The sequence below is a fragment of the Paenibacillus sp. YAE3 genome (assembly GCF_057546105.1).
The window spans coordinates 412,173-431,529 of record NZ_BAAIYF010000004.1 but is presented as its reverse complement, the minus strand read 5'-3'; the positions used below and the strand labels follow the sequence as shown (position 1 = coordinate 431,529).

Below are 19,357 nucleotides of genomic sequence, written 5' to 3'. Positions count from 1 at the left end.
GAAAGGATGGCTGCGCAAAACATGGCGACTACGAATACGCTGCCCCGAAACGAGGCTTTGCTGGATTTTTCCCTCGACCAAGTGGTCTTGACAAACGACGATTACGTAAACGCGTTCGAAAAAGAAATCGGTTATTTGAAAAGATTCGAAGCGGACCGCCTGCTTGCAGGCTTCCGCGAAACCGCCGGGCTTGCGCCGAAAGCGGCCAAATATCCCGGTTGGGAGGACACGGAGATCCGCGGCCATACGATGGGCCACTATTTGACCGCATGCGCCCAAGCCTATGCTTGCAACAAAGACCGGGAGCTGCGCGACCGGCTTGAATATATCGTGTCGGAGATGGCGGAATGCCAGCGTCAGGACGGGTATGTCTCGGCTTTTCCCGACGTGTTGTTCGACAACGTGGAGAACAGGAAACCCGCCTGGGTTCCCTGGTATACGATGCACAAAATCATCGCCGGGCTGATTGCGGTATATGAAGCCACCCGCCTGCAAAAGGCTTATGACGTTGTGAACAAACTGGGCGGCTGGGTTGCGGACCGGACTTCAAAATGGACGCCCGAAATGCAAGCCACCGTGCTCCAGGTCGAATACGGCGGCATGAACGACTGCCTGTATGACCTGTACCGCTTGACCGGAAACCCGAGGCATCTGGAGGCGGCCCACAGCTTTGACGAAATCGGGCTGTTCGAGGCCATCCGCGAGGGCAAAGACGTTCTTCAGGGCAAACATGCCAATACGACGATCCCGAAATTCATTGGGGCGCTGAAACGGTATCTGACGCTGGGCGAAAGCGAAGCCGCTTATCTCGAAGCCGCCGTCAAATTTTGGGACGTCGTGGTGCATCACCACAGCTATGTGACGGGCGGCAACAGCGAATCCGAGCATTTCGGGCAGCCGGACGTGCTGAACGGCAAACGCTCCGACATTACGTGCGAAACATGCAACAGCTACAATATGCTCAAATTGACCCGCGAACTGTTCAAACTGACCGGGGACGTCAAATATGCCGATTTTTACGAGAGAAACCATCTTAACTCCATCCTTTCGTCCCAACACCCTGAGACGGGCATGACGATGTATTTCCAGCCGATGGCGACCGGTTATTTCAAGGTGTACGGCTCCCCGTTCGAGCATTTTTGGTGCTGCACGGGGACCGGCATGGAAAATTTCACGAAATTGAACGACAGCATCTATTTTCACCGCGGCAATCACCTATTCGTCAATCAATATGTCAGCTCCGAGCTGGAATGGGCAGAGCAGGGAATCCGGATCACCCAAACGTCCGGGCTGCCGAAGACCGACCGGGTCGAGCTGCGGGTAAACACCGGAGGCAAGCACACCCATGCGGCCATTGCTTTCCGCGTGCCTTATTGGGCCGCCGGCGGCTTGGACATTTCCGTTAACGGGGAAACCGCGGCGGCCGAAGTCAAAGGACGTTATGCGATCATTGCCCGGGAGTGGAACGACCACGATACGATCCGGGTGCGGATTCCGATGCAGGTCGCTTATGCCGGCCTGCCCGACGCGCCGCATGTCGTCGCCTTCCAATATGGCCCCGTCGTGCTCAGCGCCGCTCTCGGCACCGAGGACATGACCGAGTCCCGGACCGGCGTCATCGTCAGCATCCCGACCAAACGGATGCCGGTCAAGGATTATTTGATTCCGCAGGGCATGAGCGCCAAGGAGTGGCTTGAACGGCTGGACGAACATTTGATCCGCCAAGGGGATGAGCTCGCTTTTGCGCTCCATAACACGGACGAAGACGGACGCTTGCTTTTCACCCCCCACTACAAGCAGCACCGGGAGCGGTACGGGATCTACTGGAGCATCCTCGAAGCCGATTCGGAGGAACTGCGGGACCATCTGGAGCGCAGCCGGCGGGAGCAGCTGATCAAAGAGGCCACCGTCGACGGCGTGCAGGTTGGAAACGACCAGTATGAGCTCCAGCACGGCATCCGGGGTGAACGGACGCATGCCGGAACCTGGGAAGGGTTAAACGGAAGAAGGGCTGAGGCCGGCGGCTGGTTCAGCTATGACATGGGCGTGCTGCGGGGCCAACCAAACGCGCTGCATGTGACGTTCTGCAAGCTTCACCGCGGCGGAAGCATGGAAATCTGGGCGGATGGTCGGCTGCTGTTTACCGAGCCGTTTGAGGGGCGGCCGCAGCGGGCTTTTTATGAAAAAACCTTCGATCTGCCGGCCGAGCTGACGTCGGACCGGGACACCGTGAACGTCAAGTTTGTCCCTCAAGGCGCGATGAACGGCATTTACGGCGTGCTCCGGACGATTAAGGCTTGATTTTCACGGGGCTGGAAGTTTAATTCCATCGAAGCGGGGATTGGCAAACACATAAAAGCGGCTTGCTCCTAAGGAGTGAGCCGCTTTTTCACGTTTGCTATTCGTCTCATTGCCCGATGCCATCGCCGTCGTTAGGATCGATATATGGCCATTAATCAGGAAATCGACGTTATTTGTATCTGCCCGAAAGCCGGTTCCTTTGTTATCATTTATATAGTTGGTGATACTTTCCTCTCAAAGTGCTTCCTAGTTACACCATTCGCAGATAGATTATAACACCTCCTTCGTTGAATTCTATATCGGCCTCGAGGGAAGCAGCAAACGTCGAAAACAATTAACGTTCGGGAGGTCGGAAGATGAACTTCATTCTGTGGATACTCAGTTCGATCGCCGCGGTCGCAATCATTTTCGTGGCGGCGGCGGGAACTTACGCGGTGCTGAAGGGAAAAGCCAACGAATTGAACACCAGGCGGGACGAGAACGGCAACCCGATCCTGCTCGATACGCCCAGCATGCGCATTGGTGCCGCCTCCGCGTACGACCAGACGATCGAGATGGAGAAGCGGGGACACGTGAACTCCGACAGCGTGAGCTGGAACGACCGCTGGCTGGGTACGATCCGATCGATCCGAAAAAATACCGAGAACCCCGAGTGGTACGTCCAATATATCATTGAGCAGCGGCGCAAGGCCGGGCTTCCCGAACTTGAGGGGGTCGATGAAGCCTGGCCGTAAGGCAGGTTTGCGGCTATCGGCGCTTCGCTCTCCGCAAATTTTTAGTGATTAATCAATAACTAATGAAAAGTCCAAATTCTTTTTACTTAAGCTTCATCAAAGCGCGGATCGTCTCGGTAATTCCCTGCTCGAAACCGGTAGCCGGAATGGGGCCGATCCGCCTTCTGTATTTCTCGCCGCTCAGCGTCAAAGGCTCCTCCGTCAAATACAGCATTTCGACGATTTCCTTCATCACCGGTTGAAACAGCCCCAGAAGGGATAACCCTGCCCGGCCAAGCGGAATGACGGGCTTCGCGACACCGCTTGCTTTTTGCGCAAAACGAACGATGTCCCGGCCCGATATGATCCCTGCGCCCGGGATGTTCCAATTTTCCCCGTAAGCGTCGTCCCGGCCCGCAAGTTCAACGATCATCTTGGCCGCGTCAGGCAAATACACATACTCCCGCGGAACCTTCATGTTGCCGATAAAAAAGGCGGTTTTTCCCGCCGCGATCGCCGCCAGCGTCGAACCCAAATACGAAGCGTCATTGGCCGTTGGCCCGTAATAATCCGGCAGCCGGACAATCATTCTCTGCACGCCGCCCCATCGTTCGTCAAACATCATTTGCTCGAATGCCAGCCGTGTTTTTCCTTTTCGGGTATGCGGGCGCTTCGGATGTTCTTCGGTGACTTTCTCGGCTTGCCTCCTTCCGTAAGGATAGATGCCGTCGACCGCGACGACTTTTAAGTTTTGCTCCCTTGCCGCCTCCATGACCGCCTCCCCGAGCGGAATCAGTTTATGAACCATTTCATGGTAGGGCACGTTCGCGCAATGGTACAGAACATCCGCTCCAGCAGCTGCCGCCGCAATGTCTCCGGGCCGAAACGCATCGCCGGTATGCAGCGTCAAGCCCGCCGGCTTCCCGAGCTGTGCGGCGAGCCGCTCCAATTTGGCCCGGGATCGCCCGAATGCGATCGTTTCCACCCCCCTCTGGACCAATTCTGCCGTAATGGCCGCGCCCGTGCCGCCGGTAGCTCCTAATACGATTGCTTTCTTCATGATAAGTTATCTCCATTTCCATTTTGATTAGTGATTGATCAATCACTATTTGTGAACATCATATTATCGAATTAGTGATTAGTCAATAACTAATTTTCAACGGGGCGCCTGATCCGCGCCGACGGCTATTTTTCCATCAGTTCCGGCATATCCAGCGCCATGGAAATGTTGCACAACATCCCTCTTGCCAAAAACAAAAGCGTCCGCTCTTCCGGATGCGGGATCGAAGCATGCCGGAAAGCGTCCAAAACGATGTTCCGAACGTTCCGGAAGCCTTTCCGCATTTCCTCGCGGATGACCTCCGACGGAATGGTCTGGGCCTGCATTTGAAGAAGCATTTCATTGGAACGGTCCGCCAAAATGCGTTCGTAAGCTTCAATGAGCTCAGACTCCAACTGCTCGGGCTGAGCGGTCTCCACGACCCGCCGGAACGATGCGATGATCCGCTCCCAGGACGCTTCCAGGGCCGCCGCCAGCAAAGCCTCCTTGGTCGGGAAAAACTTGAAAATATACGGCTGCGAAATGTTGGCTCTTTCCGCTACCTGCGCCGTCGTGGCGCGATAATATCCGATCTCCGCGAACGTTTCGATCGCCGCCGAAATGATCTCGTCCTTCCGGTTGACCGAAGGAGCTTCTTTCTTAGACATCCTGTTTCCGCCTTTCCGCTTGTCAAAAAATGAGTGATGAATCAATTAACGTCCATTATACTGAAACCCTCCAGGCATCGCAATGCAACCCTTCCTTTTGAACCTGGCGGTTTCAGCCTCCGTTATAATTGACAACAAATGTACCGGAGTCAAAAATAACGGCCCGACGCCTGAAGAGAGACGTTTTTGGGCCGTTATTCCGCGCACCAGCCGCAAAGGCTTTTCGGGTACGGTTTTCAGCGCGTTTATTGCACCGGAATCGTCATTTCGAGATCCTTGTGGTATGTTTTGACCGGCTTGCCGTTTGCATCTTCCACGACGGACCAGTCCTTTTTAACCGTCATCGTATACGGCTTGATCGTAATAGAGGTCGGTTTCTTCGCAAACGGGCTGTAAGTTTCGTCCTCGTGGTATTCAGTCTTCGGATTTTGATGGAAGTATCCGATCATTTTTTGATCCAGCGGCTTTCCGTCCTGATCCACGATATCGTAGTACATTTTGGTGGCGCTGAACTCGCCCGATTGCTCCGGCGTGGACGGCACGCTGCCTTGGCTGTCCAAAACGAGGCGGGTTGTCACCGGCGTGATCTCGATCGTTTTTACGGTGTAGCTGAACGCGCCGCTGCTCTGGGTTTGGTTCGGATGAAGCACCACGTTTCCTTTGGCCAGGTTTTTGACCGGCACTTGGAACACGAACGGCTCTTTAAAACCGCTGACATTCATTTTAACCGTCATGTTGAACTCGTTTGGAAGTTGTTTATCCGACAATCCGCTCGTGATTTCATACATGGCCATATTGCGGATGAATTTGCCGTCTTCGGTTTGGCCGACCGCGTCCGTGAAGGAACCGAAAAATCCCGATTTCCCTTGGATCGTCACCTCCGGCATGAACAGGTACCCTTTTTTCTGCTGTTCCACGGGCACTTTCTTATGCGTCTCCCCGGATACGTTGGTTGCGCCTTCCGGGAGGTATGGAGACAGAACGGTATCGTCGTCCATGCCCTGGCGTTCGATCATAAACGCGAGCCGCGTTCCGTCATACATGACTTCCTTGATGTTCAGCGTCAGCCCGTCCCGGGTCACGCTCAGGTTCGGCTCCGTCGTCAGCCCCGAAATGCTGGCTTGCTTCAGGGTAGGGTCAAAATTGTATTGGAACACGCTGCCGATCAAAGGTACGTTTTTCAGCGCGTCCGCCATGGCCGGGGATACGAACCCGCTGCCTAACACGACGCCTCCGAGAACGGCCGCCGCCGATACGCTGATCGCCGTTTTTTTGACCCAGCCTCCTTTGCGATGGATTGACTTTCTGCTTCGTCTGTCCATGTTTTCCACCCTCTCCATAATATGATTTGTATAGCTAACCTCGGGCATTTTCGTTTGTTTGACCGCCCGCCGGATCTGCATCATTTGCTCTTCCTCAGTTTGATCTAACCATGCGCTCATGGGTTAGCCCTCCTTCTTTTCTTTTTTGCTGAATGAGTTTTTTCCTTACGCGTTCGTATTTCTTGCGCAGGGTTGCAGGTTTGCAGTCCATGATCTCTCCGATTTCCTCGAAGCTGTACTGTTCCACGACCTTCAGCAGCACCAAATTCCGCTCCTCCGGCTTCAGGTTCATCAACAGCTCCTCCACCGCGCGTTCGCTGCCCGCATGACGGTAATCGTCAAGCTGCTGCAGCTCCTTTTGGCCATCGATCAGCTTTTTGCGGCGGCTTTTCTTGCGAAGCTGATCCAGGCAATGATGATACGCCACTTTGTACAGCCAGGAGGAAAAGGACACCTGCGGGTTATATTTGTCGATCGATTGATACACTTTAATAAAAATGTCCTGCAGCGCATCCTCCGCTTCCTCGCGGTTTTTCAGGATGTAATAGCAATACGTGTAGATTTGATGCTCGAAGGCGCGTATGATAACGGCGTAAGCTTGCCTGTCTCCGTTTTTGACTTTTTCCACGACGGCTTCGATTTCGTCCGGCTCACCGGCCCCGGGGCTGAACCGTTCCATGGAATCACCTCCTCTTGTCCGTCTTCACCTGTATAACGTCTGCCGAACAGCCGAATGTGACATAAGCCCGGATAAAAACGAAAAATCCCTTCGGCAAACCAGGTTTGCCTGAAGGGATTTTCTGTCGCTCTCATGGGTGGCGCGAAGCTTGTTCAAGACCGCTGCATAAAACGCCGCTTACGCCTCAAGCTCCCATGCCGGGTTCCAGACGACCTCCCAGAGATGCCCGTCCGGATCCATGAAATGGCCGGAATAACCTCCCCAGAAGGTCTCATGCGCCGGGTCCGTAATTGTGGCGCCCGCCTTCCGGGCTTGTTCCATCACTTGATCCACTTCTTCCTTGCTGGCCACGTTGTGCCCGATCGTCATTTCGGTCGAACTTGGCGGGGCGAGCGGGACTTTCGCTTCGTGGGAGAGGTCCTTCCGGCTCCAAAGAGCAAGCTTGACCCCTGCCTGTAAATCGAAAAACGCCACCGCTCCGTGCTCGAATTCTAAGCCCACGATCCCTTCCGTCGGCAGGCCAAGCCCGTCCCGGTAAAATGCAAGCGACCTTTCCAAGTCTTCAACGCCAAGCGTAAGTACGGAAATGCGCGGTTTCATCGAAATTGATCCTCCTTTGTACGGTTTCAAGCCTGTTTATAGGATCGCAAAATGTTCTCAGTTTTGGATTGTAAAAAACGGACATATTACCTGAACACCTGATGGGGCGTCAATCCGTAAAATCGTTTGAACATATGGATGAGATGGGGCTGATCGTAATAACCGTGTTGAACGGCCGTATCCGAAAAGCGGAACGAAGGCCCCTTATGCAGCTCCTGCAACAGGCACTGGAATCGAATGATGCTTGCGAGCTCCTTGGGAGCCATTCCGAATTCCTTCCGGAACATCCTCCTCACGGTCCGTTCACTGTAGCATAACTCCTCGGCCAAAGCACGCACGGAAACCATTCCCCGGCCGGCATACAGATGCTGCATCGCGGTTCGGATCGGCTGAGGGTCAGGGCATGCCGAACGCTGGAGCTTCGCCAAGAGCAGCGATTCCACCAACCCGATCATCGCCTGCACGCTGCCCGCGGCTTCTTGAACCCGTTCTGCGACCAAACTTGCTTCCGTTCCCCAGACGTCTTCCAGAAAAACGTCACCCCCGGAAAGCTCCGAAACGGAATAGCCGACAAACCGGCTGGCCTGATCCGCAAAAAAGCGAATGCCGAAGAAATAACAGCGACCGGTTAAATCCATCGTCTCGAAGGATGACATTAAACCCGCGAGCATGGCGCTTTGGGCAAACGACGGGGCATGGAGGTCGAAAATGATGTCCGCGCACCCATCCGGTATGATGCGGTGCAGCTTGCGGTCGCAAGAAGCGTCGAATTCGACGGTCCAATAACAAGCCACGTAAGGCTCCAGCGCCTGGCCCGGCGGAAATTCCCGGTATCGGTAAGACGAATCCTGCACGGGCTCCAGCATCGGCGGCTGCAACGGCAGATAGGTTCTCATGTTCGGTCCCTCCCATCCGAATTAAGCCCATTCTACTACACTTCCGCCGTCCCGCCAAAATAAATCCCGGGGCTGCAAGCCAGCAATCCACAAGCCAGCAATCCATAAGAAACGCGGCAAGCCGGCGGGGGTTATAATAAAACCCGTAACGGAACACCAAAATGACCCGAAAGGATGTATGCATATTGGGAACGCTTAGACCATTTATTTTATCGGAAGATGCCAGAAGCCAGGCCCGGTTCTACGCGGAATCGCTCGGCGGGGAGATCAAGTCCGTGTTTACGCATGGACAAGCCGCGGGCGCCGAAGGCGAGCATCGGGACAAAGTGATGCATCTGTGCGTGATGGTGGCGGGGGAAAACGCGATTTTTATGGCGGACGCGCTCGAACCTTTCACGCAAGGCGCAGGCATGATGCTGGATGTATCGTTCCCGACGCCATCCGAAGCCGCGGAAGCATTCGCCAGACTATCGTCCGGCGGCACAGTGAAGCATCCTTTCGCCCGCCAGCCTTACGGCCTGCATTACGGGAAACTCGTGGATCGATACGGCGTGACCTGGATGATCACCTCGGACGATCCTTCGGAAGGGTAACCGTTTAAGCGAAGGTAGCCGTTTAAGCGGCCGCTTCCGCGACTTGAACAAGCCATGACACCAATCTTAAAAGACCTCCTTTCCCGCGTTTTGGGGATTAAAGGAGGTCTCGATCCTTTAGGGGAATCTTGCATAAAACGCATCATGCAGCGCCGGCTCCGTTTCTTTCGGCGCTTCCGGGCGAACTTTCGCGTGCCCCGGATAGGAGCGATTGCAAACGGGGTTCGGACCGAATCCGCCGCCTTGTTTCGGTTACCGCGAGAGCACCCCCGCTTTTTGCTCCAATTCTTCCTTTTGACGCAGGTGATGGCGCAAATGCATATCATTCAGCTCAAACCATTCCCGCGCGTTCAACCAGCCAAAGCCGTCGTGTTTTACTTTGCGGCAGGGATGGACCGAGTCGATTCGGCCTTCCCACTCCTTCATTTTTTGCAGCACTTGATCCAGCCCGCGCAATAATTCTTCTTTGCTTTGCGTATTGCTGGGATTGTTTTTCGGGCCGTCCGGCAATTTGATTTTCACGTGCGGGAATCCGCCAAGCTCGAACAGCCGCTCGCCCGCTTCCGTTTTTCCAAGCGTTTGTTCCTCGCCGTCGCCCGCGCAAATCTCCACTTTTTCAAAATAATCCAAGGAGGCCAGGATCAAGTGGTCGAGCATTTGCCCAAGAGACCAAACCTCCGGCGCGGATTTATGCCTCAGTTCAGCCATCGAATAGCGCTGCAAACCGCTTTTGTACGTTTCAATCAGCATGGCACCGTTCATAATAAACACTCCTTTTCCAATCTGCTTCCTGCCGGCTATCTGCCAAATGATGTTATGCCTGATCCATTTAATCTTATCACACCGCCTATCCCATGAGTTCTTGAAATTTGCGAAAGCGCCGTTTCCGGAAACTTGCGATTTTACCGGGGGGGCCGAGGCCATCCTCTTGCCGGTACGCATGGAAAAAGCGCCGAAAACATGCTTCGGCGCTTTTTTTGCTGCATCTGGTCATTTGAGCACCGGTCGCCGCCTCCAGGGACGGGAAACCTGTGCCATATATGTTTGTCCGTTCGCTTTATTTTCTCTTAGGAGCCAGCTCCACGGCCTGACGGATCGCTTCCATCATGCTTTTCTCTTCGACGATGCCTTTGCCGGCGATGTCGAACGCGGTGCCGTGATCGACGCTCGTACGGATGATCGGAAGGCCCACGGTAATGTTGACGCCCGCATCGAGGCCAAGCACCTTCACCGGCCCGTGCCCCTGATCATGATACATCGCCACGACGATATCGAAATCGCCGCGCACGGTGCGGAAAAACAACGTATCGGCAGGCAGCGGCCCGACGGCGTTGATGCCTTCCTCCTGCGCCTTTTTCACGCCGGGAACGACCTTCTCCTCTTCTTCGCCGTATCCGAACAGGCCGTTTTCGCCCGCATGCGGATTGATGCCGCAGACGGCGATGCGCGGATTTTCGATGCCCGATTTGGTCAACGTTTCATGCGCCAGCTGAATGACGCGGTACACCCGCTCCGGATTGATCATTTTTACGGCGTCGATCAAGCCGACATGCGTGGTGACGTGGATGACTTTCAGGTTAGGCGCGGACAGCATCATCGAAAATTCGCTCGTATCCGTCAGGTCGGCCAAAATTTCGGTATGCCCCGGATACTGGTGGCCGCCCTTATGCAGCGCTTCTTTATTCAGCGGAGCGGTGCAGATCGCGTCGATTTGCTGTTTTTTGGCCAGATCGATCGCCTTGGCCAAATATTCGAACGCCGCATGTCCGGCTTCGGCGGATACTTGTCCAAGCGGCAGGTCGGCGCTGAGCAGATCGAGATCCAGGCAGTAGACGGTCCCGAATTCGTACGCGATCTGGCCTAGCTGGTCCTCCGTTACGGTCTGAACCTTCAGGTCGCTGTTCACGTAGGATTTGGCGCGGTCCAAAATTTTGCTGTCGCCGATGACCAGCGGGTCGCAAAGATCATAAATTTCGCGGTTTTTCAGGCTTTTCAAAATAATTTCCGGTCCGACCCCGGCTCCGTCGCCCATCGTAATGCCAATCACTGGTTTCTTTTGATTCATGTTACTCATCCTCTCCACTCATATATTTCAGCACGTTCGCCAAAGAATGCCGGCCGCCGAATCCCCCGGCTTTCGTCACGGTCCAATACTTTTTACCCGTATCTGCCGCATCCCTCAATATTCCCAGCGGAAGCCCGGTTTCGACCTCGGTATGCAGCTGCATCCGGTTCATGTTCAACCGGCTGCAAACCGCCTTGGCCGTGTCGCCTCCCGTCAGGACCAACCCCTGAATTTCGGGGAACGAGGTTACGATTTCGGAAGCGATGTTTGCGAGCTCCCGCGAAATCGCCTCGCTGATTTCCGTCTTGTTTAAGGAGAGTTCTTCTCCCAGCCGTTTCGTCGCCTCTCTATTTTTCTCCGACGAATCGACGAATAATACAAAATGCTTTTTTTCCCGGGCGCCGCCGAGCGCCTCCAGCACCTCGCGCAGCGCGTAGGTTTGCCGGACGAGTTCGACCGGATCAACCTCCACGAAGGAGGCATCCGCCATCGTCCGCACCTGCTCAAGCTGCTCTTTGGTCACGCGGGACAAGCTTGCCGATACCGTCAGCGTCCGCGGCACCTGGGGCCGCTCTTGCGACGTTACGGCATTCTTTTGCAGCTCCAGCGCCTCGGGCAAATATTCGATCAGTCCGGCCGACCCGGCCCAAACGATCGTTTTTTTCGCCTTGGCGAACATATCCGCAATAACCTTCAAATCCTGATCGGTGGCCGCGTCGCAAACAAACCAGGTCGTGCCTTGCGCCGCATGCCGCAAAATAAATTCCAGGAAAACATCCTCCGGTCCGTTTATCAGTTCTTCTCCGACAAGACGGATGCGTTCCGCATCCGCGTACTTCCCGAGCAAATTCGGAATGTAGCTGTCCGTTACCGGCGTCTTCGGGTCCCTGCCAAACTCGGTTTCAGAAACCGGCCGGCCGTTCACGAATTGATGTCCCCCGATCGTCTGCCGGTTCATTTTCGGATAGGCCGGGGCCACGACGACGATTTCCGGCTGGTGGACCGAAACGACGGCCGCCAGCTCGGCGGCCACGTTCCCCCGGAGGGTGGAGTCCATTTTTTTATAAGCATGCCCGTATCCCCGGGCCCGGAAAATTGCACTTGCTTTTCGAATCCGGTCATAGGCTTCTTGTTCGTCGGCAGCGCGGCTGTCCGTGTCGAGTATCGCCACGTCGCCGCCGTCTCCCGTCCACGTTCCTTCTTTCAAATCCAGGTAGACGGTAGAGGCGATCCCGATTTTCGACAGCTGCACGCCGGCATCGTTAGCCCCCGTCAAATCATCTGCAATGATGTAAAAATGCTGCATATCCAAACGACTCCCTTAAGCTTGTGCTTTCCGGCGCTGCGCCCGTTTGGCGAACCAGGTCGTCAGGAGCGGCGTCAAAATGGCGGTGACGATGACGGCTGCCGTTACCTGCAGCGTTGCCGTTGCCGCAATGCCGCTGTATCCGGTATACACGGCCGCTACCGCCATCGGCACGGCTGCCGCGTTGCCTGCCGTCGACGATGCGGCAATCCCGGCAACGCCGTCTCCGCCCGTCAAACGGTCGATCAAAAACAACATGCCGCCGGTAATGACGACGACGCCAAGACCCAAAATGATGCCGGAAGCGCCGGCTTTCACCACGTTGGCAAGGTTGATGCTCGCGCCGATCGCCAGCGAGAACAACGGGATCATGACATCCTGGCCTTTGCTCAAAAATTCGCGCATTTTTTCGTCCAGATTACCCAGAATCATGCCGATCAACAGCGGCAAAATCGCAAAGACAAACGCCATGATCGGGAAGCTTGCCAGACCTGCAACGCCCAGAATCAGCATCGTGAAAAACGGGCCGGACTCCAGCGACATGATGGAATAAGCGGCGACGTCTTCGGCTTTTTTACCGAGCTGCCCCATCAGCGCCATGTACAATCCGCCGTTCGTATCGGAAAAAGCGGCGATGATGGCCAAAGCGGACAGTCCGAGGAACAGGTTGTTCTGATCCGGGAAGATGGCTTTAATCAGCAGCGCGATAATGAAGGTGGTGCCGATTTTGCCGATCCACAAGCTGACCCCTTTTTTCAAAATGTAACCGGTTGCTTGAAAGCGAATCGTCGAACCCAAACAGATATAAAAAGCTGCCAGCAGTGCGGAAGTTCCGGTCAGGAGCCCGCCCGTGAAAGAGCTTTTAAATTCAGGCAAGTCGAAGATTCCGGGAAAAAACGTACGGATAATGGCCCCGATCAAGAGCGGAATCAGCATCATCCCGCCGGGAATCTTGTCAATGGCTGCCTTGATTTTCATGACTGTCTCATCTCCTGTGTTTTATTTTGCAACAGTAATGTGAAATGATTGCGTTTTCGTTTATTATATTAATCGCTTACAAAATAAAATGCAACAGTTTTCGACATGTTATTATATTACATGCCAAAAACGTTGCATTTTTAAGCAGGTCCGTAGGAGTCGTTTGGAAAAATCAGTCTTTTAACTTGCGCCAAAGCGTGGAACGGTTAATTTGCAGCCGTTTTGCGGCCTTCGTCTGGTTGAACCCCTCTTCTTCCAGCACCTTTTCGATGATTTTTCTCTCGATCTGATCCAGCGTTCCCTTCAGCAGTTCAGAGGACGCGCCGGATTCGTTTCCTTTGCGGCGCAGCAGCTGCCCGATCAGCGAATGTTCGATGACGTAGCCTTTTTCCAAAACGACCGCCTCTTGCAGCAACACCTTTAATTCGGAAACGTTGCCGGGCCAATCATAGTCCGCCAGCAGCTTCATGCCTTTCTCCGTCATCCGGATCGCCGAGGTGCCGAGCGTCTGGCTGAAATGTAGCAGAAACGTCGTGACCAGTTCCTTCAGGTCCTCTTTCCGTTCGGCCAGCGCCGGAACATGCACGTGAATGGTTCCGTCTTCATATATCCTATGTTCCCCGGAAGCCTCCTCCTCAGTCATGGCAAAAATAAGCGTGAGCCCGCGCCTTTTTAACGCCTCGATTTTTTGCCACTGGATTTCCTCCCGGCCGCCCGGCAAACGGTCAAAGGCATGGACATACACCGTCCGGACCTCCTCGGGGATCTCCTCCGGGCTCAGCTCCCGCAAATCCGCCGCCTTCACCGAAGCGAAATATCCGTGCCCTTTCGTTTTGAGGTCATGCAAATGTCTGGCCAGCAATCTTTTTCCCGTTCCCTTTCCGCCAATGAAGATAAACTGGTCATATGTCACGCTGCGGCCGATCATCGTCAGGCATGTGTTCATGGCTTGGCTCTGATGGATGATCAGCGGGGCGGGCTCCATATGAATCCGGAGTTTGTCTTCGGACTCCCTGCGGGCCGGCTCCTTAAAAAATTCGCAAAGCCAATACGCCGATTCGCCGATTGCGATTCGGGTTTTGACCACTTTGACCGATTGTCCATCAGGATCCGTTGCATGAAGCATCTCCCGGCTTGGCCCGCCGGGTTCGGATGCGCCCTCGGCGACCGGAATGTCCAGTTCAGGCCGTGCGCCGAACGTTTTCCACTGCTCATATACCATGCTCCCGTTATCCGCTAACACCATCAAGTCGGACGCCGCGGCACGTAAAATCCCCTTCAGCCGCTCGATTTCCTGCCTGCTTTTCGCAAGCCAGCGCGAAACGGTCGCCGCTTCCTTGAACGCATCGAAAATGGATTCCCGGCCGGACTGGATCAAGATCCCGAGCAAGCCGAGCCGCGACGCCGTTTCGAACGTCACCACGTCGCCCATGATCAGCTGGTATCCATCCTCTTTTAACTGCCGCAATAACGCTTCCGTTTCGCTCTCGTCCCGGATTGTGAACATATCGATCGGAATGTCGAGCAGGTCGATAATCGCTTTCGCGCCGGCCGTAATGGCCGGAAACCCGACGATCGCCTTTTTCCTCGGAAAATCGTTCGCCAGCGTAAGCACCCGCAGCATGTCGTAACCGGACACGCGCACGTCGATCACCGGGATGTCGACCGCTTCGCTGATCAGCTTGGCCGTTCCGCCCCGGCTGATGATGCAATCGAAGCCTTCGGCTTCCGCCTGCTTGGCCAGCGCAACCCCTTCCTGCAGATTGCCTGTCCGGATCGTCAGATCGAGCTCGCTCTCCTGCTTCCTGCACTCTTCTATTAAGTTCTCCATCGCCGCATACGGGGCTACGAACAGAGCTTTGATCTTCATGTTAACCACACCTATATCCTTTACTTTTGTATTTCAGTCATAACATATCGGCCGGACCGATGCAACGAACGCCTGACGCAGTCCAATTGCGCTATACCTTTGTCGGAAAATATATATTAAGATGATATCAAGAAACGAGCACTCAGCGAGAAAGGGCTGATAAACGGTGGAACGACGCAACCATATGCAAAACGATATGCACTTGACCCAGTTGGCTTCAGTCGGGCAAATCGCAGCAGGCATTGCCCATGAGGTCAAAAATCCTCTAACGGCCGTCAAAGGATTTCTCCAGCTCTTGAAAGAAAAAAATGATGCGAACTATATCGACATTGCCCAGTCCGAACTGGAGAATGCCATTGACATCCTGCAAAATTTGCTGCAAGTTTCCAAACCCGATCTGGATAACGAGCCCACCGAACCGATTGATTTGACCGTCGAACTGGAGTCGATCATTCAGCTATTTCAAGATCAATTTTATCGGGTGCATTTGCAACGGGAGCTCCGGGACTCGGGCAATTTTATTTACGGCAGGCGCAATCAATTGAAAAAAATGTTTTTCAACTTGATCAAAAACGCGTTCGAAGCGATTCCGGACAAGGGCACCGTCACGATCGGCCACCAGGCCTCCGACAATCATATCACCGTTTACATAGAAGACACCGGCAGCGGAATTCCGAAAGATAAGCTCAGCCAGTTAGGCACTCCTTTTTTTTCGACGAAAGAAAACGGCACCGGCATGGGACTTACGCTTGTTTTTTCCGTCGCCTACCAGCATAAAGGGGAAATCTCGGTCAAAAGCGAAGAAGGCGAAGGAACGAGGTTTACGATCGTTTTTCCGAAAGGCGCCGGCAGCAACAGAATAAAAGAGGTGAATCGTTTGGACCTGGAGACGTTCAAAGGGGGCAATTTATCCGAGTTTTTCATTTACAACCGCGACATGTTCGAACAAAGGCTTTTGTCCGAGGCGGTTACCGTGAGGGATAAAATCAACGAGATTTTGGACATCGGAAACATCAACCTGCTGGATAATGCCCATAAGCTCGTGCTGTACATCGTTCAAGGAAAAGAATACGAGGTCGTCTCCTTCGCCAAGGCGGAGGGCATCACGTGGGCGAAACATTCGCTGACCCTGGCCTTCAAATTGGAATGGATCCAGGCGGTACGGCGCGTCATGTGGGAGTTTCTCTACAACTACGACAGGATAAACGGCCATACGACGAACAAAGAACAGTTTTACGGGCTGGAGAAGCAGATCAACGAACTGATGGATCTTTTTTTAAGCCATTTTTTCATGAATTATTCCCAATTCAAAGATGATCTGATCCGGACTCAGAAGGAAATGGTCATGGAGTTGTCCGTCCCGTTCATCCCGCTCAGCCAGTCGATTTCGATCCTGCCCCTGATCGGCTCGATCGATAACGTCCGCTACGATATCATGGAAGAGAAGATTCTGGATCAAATCGGCAAAGAGAACATCCAAACGCTCGTCATCGATTTGTCGGGAGTCGTCGGCATCGAAGCCGAAGCGGTGCACCGGCTGATCAACCTGATCGACGGGATCAAAATGATGGGCTGCAAGACGATCATTACGGGACTCCGGCCGGAAATCGTCAAAATGATGATCCGAAACGGGTTGTCCTTCGAGTCCAAGGCCGTGACGAAAGGAACCTTGCAGCAAGCGCTGGCAGACTATCTGACCCATTCGAAGCTGGGCGGCCGGCAAGACCGGGAATTGCTCCCTCCTTCTTCGGGAGCCGCGCTGAATCTGTAGGAATACGGGGAGTGAAAAACGATGTTGATGGACAGCCCGGGAAACATCATGTTAAAGCGCCTCCTGCCGGAACATGCGCAGGAGCTGCTCGAACTTCGGATCCGCAACCGCCAATATTTGCAGCCGTTCGAGCCGATCCGCGACGCGTCTTATTTTACGGCGGAAGGCCAGGAAAAGGATATTTTGACCGGAATGGGCGATAAGGATCAGGCGACGTCGGTGTTATTCGGCATTTTCCTGAAGGAAACGGACGAGCTGGCGGGCAGGGTAGCGCTCACCGGAATCGCGCGCGGCCCGTTTCAAAACGCAAACCTGGGGTATTTTATCGGGCAAGAGCATCGCGGAAAAGGACTCATGACCGAAGCGGTGCGGCTTTGCGTAGAGTATGCCTTTGAGGAAATGGGCCTTCATCGCGTTCAGGCCGGCGTGATGCCGAGAAATCGGCCTTCGCTGCGCGTGCTGGAAAAGGTCGGATTCCGGCGCGAAGGACTTGCCAAACGATATCTGCAGATCCATGGCGTGTGGGAGGATCACGAGCTGTTCGCCATGACGCGGGAGGATTGGGAGGAACAAAAACAACCCGGCTCATAAGAGTCGGGTTGTTTTTGTTCACCGTAACGTCCGTCAATCTTCGATCGCAGCCTTGCGGGAATTGATGCGCCGGATGGTTTCAGGGTCAAACTTGGCGCGCCTGTCGTAGGTATACAGCCCGTTCACTTCCTGCTCCACGTCGTACAGCTGGGTATAACAAAATCCGAAGATCATCGGATGTTCCAATAAAGCGCTTGTCAAACCCTCGTAACGCTTCATAAACGCTTCTTCGGAATCGGGTCTGTCCCCGTATCCCCATGCCCTGTCGTCCTTTTGATCGGGATTCCACCAAATGCCGCCGTACTCGCTGACGAAATAAGGCTGCCCCTCGTACGTCTGCCGGTCCGGGAAGGTGTTGTACGCCTCCCCGCCGCTTTTCATCGGTTCCAGCTTGGCCCGGAACGTCTCCGGATTTTGGTCATAGTCATGGATGTCGAAAATATCGGTGACGACATGGAAGTTGCCGCTGGTATCGATCACCGGGCGCGTCGGGTCGATCCGTTTCGTCATCTCGTACACGATGCGCAGCACGTCGTCGTTTTGCTTGACGCCGTCCTGATCCCAAGTCTCGTTAAACGGGCACCAGCCGATCAGGGCAGGATGATTGAAATCGCGCTCCACGCCTTCGACCCACTCGGGCAAAAACCGCGCAAGGCCTTCGGCGCCGGTAATATCCAATCCCCAGTTGGCATGTTCGCCCCATACCAGGTAACCCAGCCGGTCCGCCCAATACAGGAAACGCGGCTCGAACATTTTTTCGTGCAGCCTGGCGCCGTTGAAACCCAGTCCCATCGATATTTCGATATCCTTGCGGAGATCTTCGTCGCTTGGAGCGGTGTAGATGCCGTCCGGATAAAAGCCTTGATCCAGCACAAGCCGCTGGAATACGGATTTGTCGTTGATCCGGAACGCCATGCCGTCGAGCCTTACCGTCCGCAAGCCGAAATACGATTCGACCGTATCGCCGATCCGATCCTGCTTGTTAAGGGACAGCCGCAGATCGTACAGCCTGCCGTTGCCCGGCTCCCACAAGTGGATTTCCGATAACGGAATCGTAAGTTTGACCGCAGGCCCTTGGATCAGCGCGCTGGCACGGCCGACGGGTTTACCGCCGTAAAACGCGGCGGCTTCGAGGTTGTCTCCGGCCGCATTGCCGGCGATCTTCACTTCCAGATGGACGCAGGCGTTGCCCGGATCGGCCACCAGCTTCATGTCCGCCAGATAGGATTCAGGCACGTGCTCCAGCCACACGGTTTGCCAAATCCCCGTCGTGCGCGTATAGTCGCAGCCGTGCGAATGGTACCTTCCGCTTTGCTTCCCGCGCGGCTGGCGCCCCGAACGGACATCGTCTTCGGCATACACGGTCACGACGTTCGTCCCCGGCAGGACGTGCGAGGTGACGTCAAAAGCGAAAGAGGCGTATCCTCCGCGATGTTTGCCCACGGAAGCTCCGTTGACCCATACCTCGGTTTCGTAATCGACGGCGCCAAAGTGCAGCAAAGTCCTGCCGTCCTTCCACGTTTCGGGCACCGAAAATTCCCGTTTATACCATACCGCCGCCATGAAATCTTTGTATTCCACGCCGGACAGCTTGCTCTCGGGGCAAAACGGGACGGTAATCGTTCCCGACAGCCGATGCGCGGGCTCCGCATATCCGCGTTCTTTTCCGCTTTTGCCGTGATCGATCTCAAATTGCCAGGGCCCGTTTAAATTGAGCCAGCTGCTGCGCACCCATTGGGGGCGGGGGTATTCGGGACGGGGAATCGAAGGCATCTGTTCCACTTGCAAAACTCCTTTGCAATAAAATCGGATGATTCATTTGGTTAATATATAAGTTAATCATTAATCTATCAATTCTCGAATAGATCATAAAATAATCGGGCATTTTAGTCAACATTTTTCTTTTTGATTAATTTATACATTAACTAATGAATGCCATTTTCAACCTGCTCACGCAAAAAGCCA

Annotated in this window: 17 protein-coding genes; 5 read left to right on the top strand and 12 right to left on the bottom strand. The window is 54.4% G+C overall.

Going from position 1 to position 19,357, the window contains the following annotated elements:
- Positions 1-21 precede the first annotated feature (21 nt).
- On the top strand, positions 22-2,301 hold the full coding sequence (locus AC27KL_RS10675) for a glycoside hydrolase family 127 protein (protein WP_487169630.1): 2,280 nt from the start codon (positions 22-24) through the stop codon (positions 2,299-2,301).
- A gap of 356 nt (positions 2,302-2,657) precedes the next feature.
- Positions 2,658-3,035: a hypothetical protein gene (locus AC27KL_RS10670; RefSeq protein ID WP_487169629.1), complete on the top strand. Its 378-nt coding sequence runs from the start codon at positions 2,658-2,660 to the stop codon at positions 3,033-3,035.
- Between the two features lie 82 nt (positions 3,036-3,117).
- On the opposite strand, the gene AC27KL_RS10665 is transcribed toward AC27KL_RS10670, so the two are convergent.
- The 6 genes from AC27KL_RS10665 to AC27KL_RS10640 form a co-directional block, all read right to left on the bottom strand.
- Complete coding sequence (locus AC27KL_RS10665) at positions 3,118-4,074, bottom strand: NAD-dependent epimerase/dehydratase family protein (RefSeq protein WP_487169628.1); 957 nt, start codon at positions 4,072-4,074, stop codon at positions 3,118-3,120.
- A gap of 125 nt (positions 4,075-4,199) precedes the next feature.
- Positions 4,200-4,721: a TetR/AcrR family transcriptional regulator gene (locus AC27KL_RS10660; protein ID WP_487169627.1), complete on the bottom strand. Its 522-nt coding sequence runs from the start codon at positions 4,719-4,721 to the stop codon at positions 4,200-4,202.
- A 245-nt stretch (positions 4,722-4,966) separates the two neighbouring features.
- Positions 4,967-6,163 (bottom strand): DUF4179 domain-containing protein, encoded by a 1,197-nt coding sequence (locus AC27KL_RS10655; protein ID WP_487169626.1) that lies wholly within the window; start codon positions 6,161-6,163, stop codon positions 4,967-4,969.
- Complete coding sequence (locus tag AC27KL_RS10650; protein ID WP_339321732.1) at positions 6,138-6,722, bottom strand: RNA polymerase sigma factor; 585 nt, start codon at positions 6,720-6,722, stop codon at positions 6,138-6,140. The genes AC27KL_RS10655 and AC27KL_RS10650 overlap by 26 nt, the downstream gene beginning before the upstream one ends.
- A 177-nt stretch (positions 6,723-6,899) precedes the next feature.
- Positions 6,900-7,322 carry a VOC family protein gene (locus AC27KL_RS10645; protein ID WP_487169625.1) on the bottom strand — a complete coding sequence of 141 codons (423 nt, stop codon included), beginning with the start codon at positions 7,320-7,322 and terminating at the stop codon, positions 6,900-6,902.
- Between the two features lie 86 nt (positions 7,323-7,408).
- Positions 7,409-8,218, bottom strand: a complete 810-nt coding sequence (locus AC27KL_RS10640) for an AraC family transcriptional regulator (protein WP_487169624.1) — start codon at positions 8,216-8,218, stop codon at positions 7,409-7,411.
- 185 nt (positions 8,219-8,403) lie between these two features.
- On the opposite strand from AC27KL_RS10640, the gene AC27KL_RS10635 reads away from it, so the two are divergent.
- The gene (locus AC27KL_RS10635) at positions 8,404-8,811 is read left to right on the top strand and encodes a VOC family protein (protein WP_487169623.1); all 408 of its coding nucleotides are present in this window, start codon (positions 8,404-8,406) and stop codon (positions 8,809-8,811) included.
- A gap of 252 nt (positions 8,812-9,063) precedes the next feature.
- On the opposite strand, the gene AC27KL_RS10630 is transcribed toward AC27KL_RS10635, so the two are convergent.
- From AC27KL_RS10630 to AC27KL_RS10610, 5 genes are all read right to left on the bottom strand, one after another.
- Positions 9,064-9,573 carry a DinB family protein gene (locus AC27KL_RS10630; RefSeq protein WP_487169622.1) on the bottom strand — a complete coding sequence of 170 codons (510 nt, stop codon included), beginning with the start codon at positions 9,571-9,573 and terminating at the stop codon, positions 9,064-9,066.
- 295 nt (positions 9,574-9,868) lie between these two features.
- Entirely contained in the window at positions 9,869-10,876 is a 1,008-nt protein-coding gene (pdxA, locus tag AC27KL_RS10625; RefSeq protein WP_339321737.1) for a 4-hydroxythreonine-4-phosphate dehydrogenase PdxA, read from the bottom strand.
- Position 10,877: 1 nt separating this feature from the next.
- Complete coding sequence (locus AC27KL_RS10620) at positions 10,878-12,182, bottom strand: four-carbon acid sugar kinase family protein (RefSeq protein WP_487169621.1); 1,305 nt, start codon at positions 12,180-12,182, stop codon at positions 10,878-10,880.
- 15 nt (positions 12,183-12,197) lie between these two features.
- Positions 12,198-13,160, bottom strand: a complete 963-nt coding sequence (locus tag AC27KL_RS10615; RefSeq protein ID WP_339321739.1) for a 2-keto-3-deoxygluconate permease — start codon at positions 13,158-13,160, stop codon at positions 12,198-12,200.
- A gap of 172 nt (positions 13,161-13,332) precedes the next feature.
- Positions 13,333-15,030 (bottom strand): PrpR N-terminal domain-containing protein, encoded by a 1,698-nt coding sequence (locus tag AC27KL_RS10610; protein WP_487169620.1) that lies wholly within the window; start codon positions 15,028-15,030, stop codon positions 13,333-13,335.
- 166 nt (positions 15,031-15,196) lie between these two features.
- Here AC27KL_RS10610 and AC27KL_RS10605 point away from each other — a divergent pair, with 166 nt between their 5' ends.
- Both AC27KL_RS10605 and AC27KL_RS10600 read left to right on the top strand, forming a co-directional pair.
- Entirely contained in the window at positions 15,197-16,801 is a 1,605-nt protein-coding gene (locus AC27KL_RS10605; RefSeq protein ID WP_487169619.1) for an ATP-binding protein, read from the top strand.
- A 21-nt stretch (positions 16,802-16,822) separates the two neighbouring features.
- Positions 16,823-17,392, top strand: a complete 570-nt coding sequence (locus tag AC27KL_RS10600) for a GNAT family N-acetyltransferase (RefSeq protein ID WP_340997750.1) — start codon at positions 16,823-16,825, stop codon at positions 17,390-17,392.
- Between the two features lie 33 nt (positions 17,393-17,425).
- On the opposite strand, the gene AC27KL_RS10595 is transcribed toward AC27KL_RS10600, so the two are convergent.
- Positions 17,426-19,165, bottom strand: coding sequence for a glycoside hydrolase family 2 protein (locus tag AC27KL_RS10595; protein ID WP_487169684.1), 1,740 nt, complete (start codon positions 19,163-19,165; stop codon positions 17,426-17,428).
- Between the last annotated feature and the right edge of the window lie 192 nt (positions 19,166-19,357).

Bases quoted from the DNA above. Each gene is read 5' to 3' on its own strand.
- AC27KL_RS10600 (WP_340997750.1), top strand. From the start codon at position 16,823: ATGTTGATGGACAGCCCGGGAAACATCATGTTAAAGCGCCTCCTGCCG.
- AC27KL_RS10660 (WP_487169627.1), bottom strand. From the start codon at position 4,721: ATGTCTAAGAAAGAAGCTCCTTCGGTCAACCGGAAGGACGAGATCATT.
- AC27KL_RS10650 (WP_339321732.1), bottom strand. From the start codon at position 6,722: ATGGAACGGTTCAGCCCCGGGGCCGGTGAGCCGGACGAAATCGAAGCC.
- AC27KL_RS10630 (WP_487169622.1), bottom strand. From the start codon at position 9,573: ATGAACGGTGCCATGCTGATTGAAACGTACAAAAGCGGTTTGCAGCGC.
- AC27KL_RS10670 (WP_487169629.1), top strand. From the start codon at position 2,658: ATGAACTTCATTCTGTGGATACTCAGTTCGATCGCCGCGGTCGCAATC.
- AC27KL_RS10675 (WP_487169630.1), top strand. From the start codon at position 22: ATGGCGACTACGAATACGCTGCCCCGAAACGAGGCTTTGCTGGATTTT.
- pdxA (WP_339321737.1), bottom strand. From the start codon at position 10,876: ATGAATCAAAAGAAACCAGTGATTGGCATTACGATGGGCGACGGAGCC.
- AC27KL_RS10665 (WP_487169628.1), bottom strand. From the start codon at position 4,074: ATGAAGAAAGCAATCGTATTAGGAGCTACCGGCGGCACGGGCGCGGCC.
- AC27KL_RS10595 (WP_487169684.1), bottom strand. From the start codon at position 19,165: ATGCCTTCGATTCCCCGTCCCGAATACCCCCGCCCCCAATGGGTGCGC.
- AC27KL_RS10640 (WP_487169624.1), bottom strand. From the start codon at position 8,218: ATGAGAACCTATCTGCCGTTGCAGCCGCCGATGCTGGAGCCCGTGCAG.
- AC27KL_RS10615 (WP_339321739.1), bottom strand. From the start codon at position 13,160: ATGAAAATCAAGGCAGCCATTGACAAGATTCCCGGCGGGATGATGCTG.
- AC27KL_RS10620 (WP_487169621.1), bottom strand. From the start codon at position 12,182: ATGCAGCATTTTTACATCATTGCAGATGATTTGACGGGGGCTAACGAT.
- AC27KL_RS10655 (WP_487169626.1), bottom strand. From the start codon at position 6,163: ATGAGCGCATGGTTAGATCAAACTGAGGAAGAGCAAATGATGCAGATC.
- AC27KL_RS10610 (WP_487169620.1), bottom strand. From the start codon at position 15,030: ATGAAGATCAAAGCTCTGTTCGTAGCCCCGTATGCGGCGATGGAGAAC.
- AC27KL_RS10645 (WP_487169625.1), bottom strand. From the start codon at position 7,322: ATGAAACCGCGCATTTCCGTACTTACGCTTGGCGTTGAAGACTTGGAA.